Here is a 10,824-nt window from a genome sequence, read left to right on the forward strand (position 1 = left end):
TCGTCCTTTACCTTTCAGCGCAGGCTTTGAGTGCTTCGGCCGTCGCGGGGTCGTGGCGGTCGAGGCCGGGGCCGAAGGCACCACCGGCCTGTCCCGGTACCGGGTCGGGCACCTCGATGCCGTGTTCCCGGAGGCACCCGGCGAGGGCGAGCAGTTCCTCCTGCTGGTGCTCGAGCTGCTCGGGGTCCTGCTCCTGGCGCTCCTGCACGACGTTCGCCAGGATCGCGCCGCAGGTGCGATCGGCGTTCTCGAAGGCGGGTGAGGCGGTGTCGACGCCCTCGTACATCGCGCCGGGGTCGTCGGCCCGCGGGTCGGGGAGCTGGACGCCGTTGTCACGCATGCACTGGGCGTATTGCAGGTACACGCTCGCCTGCTGGGTGGGTGGCGGCGGCTGCTCGGCCGGCGAGCAGGCGCTGACCGCCACCACCGCGCCGAGCGCCAGGACCACCATCGGCAACCGGACCATTCGTCGCACCCCTTCTTTCCGTTGTGCGACTCACTGTGCCGATCCGGCCTTGGACGCGACTTAGCCGAGCTGAGCGAATGCTGATACGCGAAGGGCGCGGGTTTCAGCCGGTGGGGAGGTGGACCTGGAAACGGGCGCCGTGGAGGGTGGGCGAGGTGGTCACGGTGACCTCGCCGCCGTGGCTGCGCGCGATCCGGCGGACCAGGGCGAGACCGAGGCCGACGCCGCCGCTGGCGCGGTCCCGGCTGCCGTCGACGCGGAAGAAGCGGTCGAAGACGCGTTCTCGCTGGTCCGGGGGCACACCCGGGCCGTCGTCGTCGACGGCGAAAACGACGTGGCCGCTCTCTTGGTACAACGCGACGGCGACCACCCCGGCGGCGTGCTTGTCGGCGTTGTCCAGCAGATTGCGCACCAGCCGCACGAGTTCGGGGACCACGCCGGTGACCCGCACCGGGGTCAGGGCGGGCCGCACCTCGGCGTGCCGCACGGCGTTGATCTCCCCCGCCACGATCTCGTCCAGCCGCACGGGTTCCGCCCGCCGGGACACCGCCGCCTCGTCCAGGCGGGCGAGCGTGAGCAGGTCACCGGTCAGCCGTTCGAGCCGCCGGTGGTCGTCGAGCAGGCGCGTGGCCACGTTCCGCCAATCGGCGCTGTCCCGGTGCGCCAGCGAGACCTCCAGCTCCGCCCGCATGGCCGCCAGCGGCGTGCGCAGTTCGTGGGAGGCGTCCGAAACGAACTCGCGTTGCCGCCGGGCGCCGGAGGCGATGCGGTCGAGCATCCGGTTCAGCGTTTCCGTCAGCCTGCCGACCTCGTCGCCGGTGTCCTGCTCCGGCAGCCGCTCGTCCAAAGTGGAGTGGCTGATCGCCTCGGCCCGCCGCCGCACCAGCTCGATCGGGCGCAGCGCCCGGTCCACCGCGAACCAGGTCAGCCAGCCGACGAAGGCGGTCAGCACCGGCGCGGCCACCAGCAGCGTGTTCACCACCAGGTCGATGCTCTGGGTGACCTGCCCGGACCGCGAGATCGCCCGCACCGTGCGCGTGTCGCCCTGCGGGGTGGACACCGTGCGCGCGGGCACGATCTCGAAGTCCTCCGCCGGCGGTTTGCCCCCGGTCTGCGCCTCGGTCGCGCGCGAGCGCTCGGCGGGCACCGGGCGGCCTTCGATGGCCTTGGCGCCGGTCTCCGGCACCGACGCGACCACCTTCCCGGAGGCGTCCTCGACGGTGATCATGGTGGCTGCCGCCGGGTCGTCCGGCGGCAGCGGCTGCCCGCGTTCGAGTGCCTCCGCCACCTTGTCCACCTGCCCCGCGGCGGCGTCGGCGAGGCTGCCGAACAGGGTGTTGGACATGCTGTTGACCAGGATGAACGAGGCGACGGTCAGCGCGAGGCCGACCGCCAGGGTGACCACCAGGGTCAGCCGCAGCCGCAGCGAGCGCGGCCGCACCTCAGGCATCCGGGTCCACCAGGCGGTACCCCAGGCTGCGGATCGTCTCGATGCGGGCCGCGCCGATCTTGCGGCGCAGGTAGGACACGTACACCTCGACCAGGTTCGTGTCCCCCGCCGAGTCCAGCCCCCAGACCGCGTTGAGCAGCCGGTCCTTCGACATCACCCGGTTGCGGTTGCGCAGCAGCGCCTCCAGCAGCGCGCGCTCCCTCGGCTGCAGCGTCAGCGGCTTGCCGTTGACCATGCACTCGCCGGACTCCGGGTCGAGCGAGAGCCCGCCGTGGCTGAGCAGCCGAGGCCGCGGGGTCGCCCCGCGGCGGGCCAGCGCCCGCAGCCGGGCCACCAGCACCACGAACGAGAACGGTTTGCGGAGGTAGTCGTCGGCGCCGACGTCGAGCCCGTCGGCCTCGTCGTATTCCCCGTCCTTCGCGGTGAGCATCAGCACCGGCGTCCAGACCTCCTCGGCCCGCAGCCGCTTGGCGACGGTGTACCCGCTGATCGAGGGCAGCAGCACGTCCAGCACGACCACGTCGTGCGCCCCTTCGCGGGCCTGCCAGTAACCGTCGAACCCGTCGTGGACCACGTCCACGTCGAACCCTTCGGCCGTGAGCCCGGACGAGAGCACCTCGGCGAGGCGGACGTCGTCCTCGACCACCAGAACCCGCATAGCGTCGCCCCTGTCCTAATCACCGATGGAAACACGATCGCACAACCGGATTAGAAGCGGCTGAGTCTCCGGGCGCACTAGCCCCAGCAAAGCAGGGTTTTAGCCAACCGGCCGAACATGAAGCGAATTCTCGGCAGAGAGGAAAGTGATGGGCGCCCGTCAAACGTACGTCCTGGCCGCCGGTACGGCCTTTCCCGGGCCGCTGGTGGACAACGCGGCGCTGGCCGCCCGGTTCGGCACCACCGGTGCGTGGCAGCAGTGGGTGGACACCTTCATCGGCACCCGGACCCGCCACCTGGCGGTCGACCCGGAAACCGGCAAGTCGCACGCGACGCTGGCCGACCTCGGCGAGGAGGCGGGCCGCAAGGCGCTGGCCGGGGCCGGGCTGGCGGCGGGTGAGATCGACCTGGTGGTGATGGGCAGCGCCACCCCCGACCAGCTGATGCCGGCCACGGTGAACCTGGTCGCCGACCGGCTCGGCATCAACGAGGTGCCCACCTACCAGCTGCAGTCCGGCTGCACCGGGGCCGTGCAGGCGCTCGACCTGGCGCGCCAGCTGCTCTCCACCGGGCGCCACCGCAACGCGCTGGTGCTCGGCGGTGACGTGTGCGTCAAGCACCTCGACTTCGACACCGACTTCACCGCGCTGACCCCCGCGCAGCAGGTCAACTTCATCCTTTTCGGTGACGGTGCCGGTGCGACCGTGCTGAGCACCGAGCCGGGACCGGAAGCGGTGGAACTGCGGCACGTGTTCGTCCGGCTGGTGGGGCTCGGCCGCCCGCCGGGGCAGGTGGTCGAGTGGTTCGGCGTGGCCGACCGCGACGACGACCGGGCGCCGGTGCTGGAGGACTACAAGGCGATCGAGGAGTCGGTGCCCGGTTTGGCCGCCGAAGCGCTGGACGAAATCCTCGGCGAACTGGACTGGTCCACCACCGAACTCGACTACCTGCTGCCGCCGCAGCTGTCGGGGAAGATGACCGCGAACATCGTCGAACGGCTCGGCGCACCGGACGCCCACGAAGTCAGCTGCGTGGCCGAAACCGGCAACATCGGCAATGCGATGCCCTTCGTGCAACTGGAAAGAGTACTGCCGTGGCTGACGCGGGGCGATCGGGTGGCCGGGATCGCCATCGAATCCAGCAAGTGGATCAAGTCCGGGTTCGCGGTGGAGAAGAACTGATGGACTTCTTCACCGCCTACCGCGACGGCCGGCTCGCCGGTGCCTACCACCGCGTGCCCGAACTGCTCACCGGCCTGGGTCCGGCCGAACTCGCGCGGGCCGGGCGGCTGCTCTCGCAGCTGGCGGTCGGCGAGGACGAGGCGACCGTGGTGCGGGTGGCGATCACCGGCCACGGCACGCTGGCGCCGCTGGTTCCGTCGCTGACCGCCGAGACCGCCCGGCACGGCTTGCTGCTCCGCCCCACGGTGGGCGACTTCGGCGGTTACCTGGCCGAACTGTCCGATCCGGACAGTGCCATCTACCGCGCCGGGGCCGAACTGACGTTGTGCGTGCTCGACGCCGAGGTGGTCTTCGACGAGGTCCCGGTGCCGTGGCGTCCCGCCGACGTGCGTGCGGTGCTCGACGAGAAGCTGGCCGTGCTGGGCAAGCTGGCGTCGATCTTCGAGGCGAACAGCAAGGGCACCCTGGTGCTGAACACCCTGCCGCTGCCCCACCGGTTCACCGCGCAACTGGTCGACCACCGCTCGCGGGCCGAACTCGGCGCGCTGTGGCGGGAGGCCAACGCCCGGCTGCTGCGCTTCGGCGAACAACACCCGGGTGTGCTCACCGTGGACCTGGACCCGTTGCTGGCCGAAGGAATCCCGGTGGCCGACCCGCGGATGTCGGTCTACGCGAAGATGCACCTGTCCGCCGAACTGCTCGCCCGGTACGCCCGTGAAATCGGCCACCTGGCCCGGAACACCGCCGGTCGCACCAAGAAGTGCCTGGTGCTCGACCTCGACGGCACGGTGTGGGGCGGCGTCCTCGGTGAGGACGGGTACGACGGCGTCGAGGTCGCGGAAACCCACCGCGGTGAGGCGTTCGGCGCGTTCCAGCGGGTGGTCAAGCAGATCGGCGCGCAGGGGGTGCTGCTCGCGGTGGTGAGCAAGAACGATCTCGAACCGGTCCGGAAGGCGCTCACCGAGAACCCGCGGATGACCCTGGGCGAAAAGGACTTCGTGCGGGTCATCGCGAATTGGCGGCCCAAGCACGACAACCTGGAGCAATTGGCCGCCGACCTCGACCTCGGCGTGGACGCCTTCGCCTTCGTCGACGACAACCCGCTGGAATGCGGGCTGGTCCGCGAGTCGCTGCCCGGGGTGGCGGTGCTCCCGGTGACCGGGGACCCGGCGTCGCACGTGGGCACCCTGCTCACCGACGGCTGGTTCGACGTGCTCGAACTGACCACCGAGGACCGGGCCCGGGTGGACAAGTACCGCGAAGACCTGTCCAGGAAGGACTTCCTGGACAGCTTCGACTCCATCGAACAGTACCTCGCCGAGCTCGGAGTCCGGGTGCGCTTCGCCCCGGCCACCGAGAAGGAACTCCCGCGCGTTTCACAGCTTTCCCTGCGCACCAACCAGTTCAACCTGACGACACGCCGGTTGCAACTGCCCGAGGTGCGGGAACTGGCCGAACACCCGGCGCGGCACGTGCTGGCCATCCGGTCCAGCGACCGCTTCGGCGAGAACGGCCTGGTCGGCGTGGTCTTCGCCCGGCAGGACCACCACGCGCTGCACCTGGAGAACTTCGTCCTCAGCTGCCGCGTGTTCTCCCGCGGCATCGAGCAGGCCTGCCTCGCCGCGCTGCTGGCCCACGCCCGTGAGCACGGCATCACCGAGGTGTTCGGCAGCTACCGGCCCACCGCGAAGAACGGCAAGGTCGCCGGCTTCTACCCCCGCTACGGTTTCACCCCCCTGCCGGACCCCGAGGGGCCGGCCACCCGGTTCCGGCACGACCTCGGCCGGGTGCCCGAGGTCCCCACCCACGTCGACCTGCACTTCGAAGGGCCACTGCGATGAACAACGTGGACGACCTGCTGGCACTGGTCCGCGACGAACTGGGCCTGCCGGTGACCACCGCCGACGCCGGCCGCAGCCTGGACGAGTTGCCCGGCTGGGATTCGGTGCACCTGCTGTGGCTGCTGACCGCGGTGGAGAAGCGCACCGGGCGGGCGGTCTCGCTGCCGGACCTGCTCGAAGCGGGCAGCCTCGCCGACGTGTACTCGCTGGTGGCGGCATGAGCTTCCCGGCGATCCCCCGTGAACGGCGGCACACGCTCTACTTCCTGCGCGAGATCCGCCGCTTCTCCCCGGTGTTCCTGGACACCGAGGTCGACATGTCCGAAGTGGTCGCCCACCGCGAGCGCGCGAAGGCGGCAGGCCACCGGTACTCCGTGCTCACCTACGTGGTGCACGCCGCCGCCCGCGTGCTCACCAAGCACCCCGAGGCGAACGCGGCGGTCAACGGCGGCAAGGTGGCCAGGTTCGGCGGGGTGGCCGCGAAGGTGACGCTGGACAAGCACGTCAACGGACGGCGGGTGGTGCTGTCCACCGTGCTCGGCGGCGTGCACGAGGCCGGTCTCGCCGAGATCCAGTCCAGAGTGGACCACTTCCGCGACGGCGACCCCGACACCATGCCGGAGTTCGAGGGCGCGCGGAAGCTGCACCGGCTGCCGCCGTGGCTCGGGCGGGTGCTGTTCGCCATGGCGGTGCGGCCGCTCGGCGTGCGGGCCGCCCGGTTCGGCACCTTCGCCGTGACCTCGCTGGGGCACCGGCCGGTGGACGGCTTCCACTCCGTCGGCGGCACCACGGTGACCCTCGGCCTCGGGCGGATCACCGACCGCCCGGTGGTCCGCGACGGCGCCGTCACCGTGGCCCCGGTGATGCGGCTGAACCTGGCGTTCGACCACCGCGTCATCGACGGCGCCGAAGCCGCCGACGTCCTCACCGACCTCAAGCAGGCGCTGGAGCAGTTCACCCCCTCCCCCCACTAGATGAAGGAGCACCCCGATGACCCAGGACCCGGCGGCGGAGATCCCGGAGTTCCCGATGGCCCGCAGGTGCCCGTTCGACCCGCCGTCCGAGTACGCGAAGCTGCGGGAGAGCGAACCGGTGGTCCGCGCGCAGCTGCCCGACGGCACCCCCGCCTGGCTGCTCACCCGCTACGCCGACGCCCGTACCGTGCTCGCCCACCCGACGGTCAGCGCGGACATCACCAAACCCGGTTTCCCGCCGCTGATCCCGATCCAGAAGGACATCGTCAAGCAGGGGCACAAACCGCCGTTCATGCGGCAGGACCCGCCGGAGCACACGCTCTACCGCCGGATGCTCATCCCGGAGTTCACCGTGCGGCGGATGAAGGTGCTGCGCCCGGCCATCGAGCGGATCGTGGCCGAGCAGCTCGACCACCTGCTGGCCCAGGACCAGCCCGCCGACCTGGTCACCCACCTGGCGCTCCCGGTGCCGTCACTGGTGATCTGCCGCACCCTCGGCGTGCCCTACACCGACCACGAGTTCTTCCAGGACAAAACCAGCATCCTGCTCTCCTTCGACAGCACACCGGAGCAGGTGGCCAAGGCGATGACCGAGATCAGGGCCTTCCTCGGGGACCTGATCACCGAGAAGCAGCGCCACCCGGACGACGACCTGGTCAGCAGCCTGGTGCACAACCACCTGGAGAAGGGGGAGGTGACCGGGGAGAACCTGCTGGCCACCATCCTGCTGCTGCTCAACGCCGGCCACGAGACCACCGCGAACATGATTTCGCTGGGCACGCTGGCCCTGCTGGAGAACCCCGACCAGCTGGCGGCGGTGCGCGCCGATCCCGCGCTGGTCGGCCCGGCCGTCGAAGAAATGCTGCGGTACCTGAGCATCGGCGACATCGTGCCGGCCCGCATCGCCACCGAGGACCTCGAAGTCGGTGGAACGGTGATCAAGGCGGGTGAGGGCATCATCGCCCTGCTCGGGGCCGCGGACTGGGATCCCGGGGTCTTCCCGAGCCCCGAGGTGTTCGACGTCCACCGGGGTGCGCGGCATCACATCGCCTTCGGTTACGGGGTGCACCAGTGCGTCGGGCAGAACCTCGCCCGGCTGGAACTGGAAATCCTGTTCTCCCAGCTGATCTCGCGAATCCCCACGTTGCGGCTGGCCGCGCCGGTGGAGGACCTGCCGTACAAGCGGCAGGGCGCGGTCTACGGCCTGCACGCGCTCCCGGTGGCCTGGTAGGGACGCCTCCCGGGTGAACCTGGCCGCCGAAATCGAGAATTCCGGCCTTCGCCCCCCACGGAGCCAGACCACGCGGTACGCTTGCCCCGTCGGCCACCCCCCTCGGCCGACCACGAGCCCCCGGCGCCACCTCCCCCTCGAGCGCCGGGGGCTTTCTACTGCCCGTCCCCATAACCCCTGTTATGCCAGGCGGATCCGCGGCGCCGGCTCGGCCCGCAGGTCCAGCGGCAGGTCGTTGCGGCGTTTCACGTTGAGCTTGCGGTAGACCCGCGTCAGGTGCTGTTCCACCGTGCTCGCGGTGATGTGCAGCTTCCCGGCGATCTCCCGGTTCGTGTAGCCGATCACGGCCAGGGCCGCCACCCGGCGTTCCGAACTGGTCAGTGAGGTGATGCCGGCGGTGTCCTCACCGGCACTGGCCCCTGTGGACAGATCGCTGCTCGCCGAAAGCAGCTCCGCGCACAGCGGTTGCGCGTCGCACACCTTCGCCAGGTGCCACGCCCGCCGGAACACCTTCCGCGCGCGGCGCTTGTCGTCGGCCTCGTAGTGCACCCGGCTCAGGTCCACCAGCACCCGCGCCTGTTCGTAGCAGTCACCGGCCGATTCGAACAGTTCCAGTGCTTCGGTGAGCAACGCCAGCCGCCGCGGGAACGGGCTCAGCGCGGCGAGCAGGCGCAGTGACGCACCGCGGGTGCGGAAGCCGTCGGTACCCGGCTGCGCCAGCTGGTCGTGCACGAGCAACCGGGCCTGCTCCAGATTGCCCAGCCGCAGCCACGCTTCGGCCGCCGACGTCCGCCACGGCACCAGGCCGGAGACCTCCAGCCGCCAGCCCTGCATCAGTTCCCCGCAGGACAGGAAGTCCGCCAGCGCGGCGTGGTGGTGGTTGGTGGCCAGGTGGTAGTTGCCGCGCGCGTACAGGTACGGCAGGCCGTACCGGCTGCCGAACATGGCGTCGGGCACGGTGTAGGTGACCAGTTGCGCGGCCTCTTCGAACCGGCCCATCCGGGTCTTCGCCAGGATCAGGCTGCCCAGCGGCAGGCCGATCGCCACACCCCACGACTTGCGCGCCATCTGGGTCAGCGCCAGCTCGGCGTGCTCGGCCGCGGCGGCCAGTTCACCCTGGCGCACCGCGATGGTGGCGCGGGCGCTGGCGAACATGGCCCGCCAGACCGGCGCCCGCCGGGTCTCGTCGGCCCCGAGCAGCCGGTCGCACCACTCCGCGGCGTTCTTCGCCCGGCCCGCGCTGATCAGCACCAGCAGCGCCAGCATGGCCGATTCCTCGGCCCACGAGGTGCTGCGGTTGAGGTCGATGTCCCGCAGCACCCGTTCCGCCCGGTCGACGGTCTCGTGGCTGCGGCCGCGTGCGAGCGCGTCGGCGAGCATCGCGGTGGCCTGGAGCCCGGGGTCGGCCTGCGGGGTGACCAGCGCGGGTGCCGGTTCCACCTGCCGGACGAACGGGCGGCCGCGGCGGGCCAGCGGCGGGTGCACGCTGGTCAGCCACAGCTCGGTGTGCCGCAGTTCGGCCGCCGCCTCGGGGTGCTGCTCGGCCACCGAGCCGCGCAGCCGGTCGAGCAGGTCCATCGCCTCGTCGGCCCGGCCGTGCCAGAGCAGCTGCCGGATCAGCAAGATGCAGTCGCCCCGGTTGAGCTGGTCGGCCCGCACGGCCGCGATGAGCGGCCCGAGGTGCTCGGCCGCGGCGGCCGGGTTGACCTGCCATTCGGCGTAGGCCAGGCGCGCGCGGATGGCGGCCCGGTCGGCGTCGCCGAGGCTGGCGCGGTGGGCCAGCCGCAGCGAGTCGGCGGCCAGCTCCATCCGGTCGGACAGCAGGGCCTGCTCGGCGGCCTCCAGCAGCACCGTCACCGCCCACGGGGGCTCCACGTCGGCGGCCTCGATCAGGTGACCGGCCACGGTCAGCGCCAGTGCGCCCTCCTCGTGCAGCAGGCGCGCCGCCCGCCGGTGCAGGTCGATCCGGTCGTCCGGGCCGAGGTCGTCGAGCACCGCCCGCCTGCCCACCGGGTGCCGGAACACCCCGCCGCCGAGCAGGCCGGCCGCGGTCAGCGCGGCACGGCTCTGCCGCACCACCTCCGGATCGGCACCGGCCAGCGCGGCCAGCGCCTCGGGTGAGCCCTGCCCGCCGAGCACGGCCACCGCCCTGGCCACCCGCGCCCGGACCGGGTCCCCGCGGTGGAGGCAGCTCAGCACGGCCAGGCCGTAGCCCTCCGGCCGCGCGGTCCCCAGTTCGCGGTGGTCTTCGGCCAGCGACGCCAGCAGCAGCGGGTTGCCGCCGGTGGCGGCGTGGAACTCCGGCGCCAGCCCGGTGGGCAGTTCACCGCGCGCGAGCAGTTCGGCCACCCCGGCCTCGGACAGCGGTGCCACCCTGATCCGCTGGAAGTGCGGCTGGCGCAGCAGTTCCCCGCTGAACGGGCGCTGGGACGGCGCCGGGTCGACGTCGTCGACCAGCACGGCCAGGATCCGCGCCGACCGCAGCCGCCGGATCAGGTACAGCAGGCACTGCAGCGAGAGCGTGTCCACGTGCCGCAGGTCGTCCACGCCGATCAGCAGCGGGTCGAGCGCGGCCAGTTCCAGCAGCGCCAGCGAGATGCCGTGGAAGACCGGCGCCAGCTCGGCGGGCTCACCGCGGGAGCGGGCGGCCAGCGCCGTCGCCACCCCCTGCTCGACCAGCCGCACCAGCCGGGTCTGCAGGTCCGGCGGCAGCACCGCGCTGTGCACCAGCTGGCTGATCACGCCGAACGGCAGCGCCCGCTCCGACCGCGAGCCCAGCGCGCTCAGGAATAGCACCCCCGATTTCTGCGCGCGTTCGGCGAACACCCGCAGCAGTTCCGTTTTGCCGCTCGCCGCCGGACCGTCCAGCAACGCGACCTGACCTTTCCTGACCAGCGTTTCGTTGAGCAGCAGGCCGAGTGCGCGCAACTGCTCCCCTCGTTCCACCAGTTCCATTGCCATCCCCCCGGATCGCTCGGCACCGTGGCGACGGTGCTGCTTTCCTTGCCGACCAGCAGCGCCCCGT

General features: G+C 71.5%; 9 protein-coding genes. 5 read left to right on the forward strand and 4 right to left on the reverse strand.

The window, feature by feature from the left end; translation table 11 throughout:
- Positions 1-7: 7 nt before the first annotated feature.
- From AC07EG_RS23845 to AC07EG_RS23855, 3 genes are all read right to left on the reverse strand, one after another.
- Positions 8-466: a hypothetical protein gene (locus AC07EG_RS23845; RefSeq protein WP_478255372.1), complete on the reverse strand. Its 459-nt coding sequence runs from the start codon at positions 464-466 to the stop codon at positions 8-10.
- 103 nt (positions 467-569) lie between these two features.
- Entirely contained in the window at positions 570-1,916 is a 1,347-nt protein-coding gene (locus AC07EG_RS23850) for a sensor histidine kinase (RefSeq protein WP_478255373.1), read from the reverse strand.
- Entirely contained in the window at positions 1,909-2,574 is a 666-nt protein-coding gene (locus tag AC07EG_RS23855; RefSeq protein ID WP_478255374.1) for a response regulator transcription factor, read from the reverse strand. The genes AC07EG_RS23850 and AC07EG_RS23855 overlap by 8 nt, the downstream gene beginning before the upstream one ends.
- Positions 2,575-2,722: 148 nt before the next feature.
- Between AC07EG_RS23855 and AC07EG_RS23860 the strand changes: the two genes are divergently transcribed.
- Genes AC07EG_RS23860 through AC07EG_RS23880 form a run of 5 tightly spaced genes read left to right on the forward strand, consistent with a single transcriptional unit; the run spans position 2,723 to position 7,799 of the window.
- Positions 2,723-3,754 (forward strand): 3-oxoacyl-ACP synthase III family protein, encoded by a 1,032-nt coding sequence (locus AC07EG_RS23860; RefSeq protein ID WP_478255375.1) that lies wholly within the window; start codon positions 2,723-2,725, stop codon positions 3,752-3,754.
- The gene (locus tag AC07EG_RS23865; protein ID WP_478255376.1) at positions 3,754-5,595 is read left to right on the forward strand and encodes an HAD-IIIC family phosphatase; all 1,842 of its coding nucleotides are present in this window, start codon (positions 3,754-3,756) and stop codon (positions 5,593-5,595) included. Before AC07EG_RS23860 ends, AC07EG_RS23865 begins: the two co-directional genes overlap by 1 nt.
- Entirely contained in the window at positions 5,592-5,816 is a 225-nt protein-coding gene (locus tag AC07EG_RS23870) for an acyl carrier protein (RefSeq protein ID WP_478255377.1), read from the forward strand. Before AC07EG_RS23865 ends, AC07EG_RS23870 begins: the two co-directional genes overlap by 4 nt.
- Entirely contained in the window at positions 5,813-6,568 is a 756-nt protein-coding gene (locus tag AC07EG_RS23875) for a 2-oxo acid dehydrogenase subunit E2 (RefSeq protein ID WP_478255378.1), read from the forward strand. The genes AC07EG_RS23870 and AC07EG_RS23875 overlap by 4 nt, the downstream gene beginning before the upstream one ends.
- A gap of 16 nt (positions 6,569-6,584) precedes the next feature.
- Positions 6,585-7,799, forward strand: coding sequence for a cytochrome P450 (locus AC07EG_RS23880; RefSeq protein ID WP_478255379.1), 1,215 nt, complete (start codon positions 6,585-6,587; stop codon positions 7,797-7,799).
- 180 nt (positions 7,800-7,979) lie between these two features.
- Here the strand turns inward: AC07EG_RS23880 and AC07EG_RS23885 are convergent, their stop codons facing one another.
- Entirely contained in the window at positions 7,980-10,754 is a 2,775-nt protein-coding gene (locus tag AC07EG_RS23885) for a helix-turn-helix transcriptional regulator (RefSeq protein ID WP_478255380.1), read from the reverse strand.
- Positions 10,755-10,824 lie beyond the last annotated feature (70 nt).

Source organism: Amycolatopsis sp. NPDC045836, assembly GCF_056431745.1.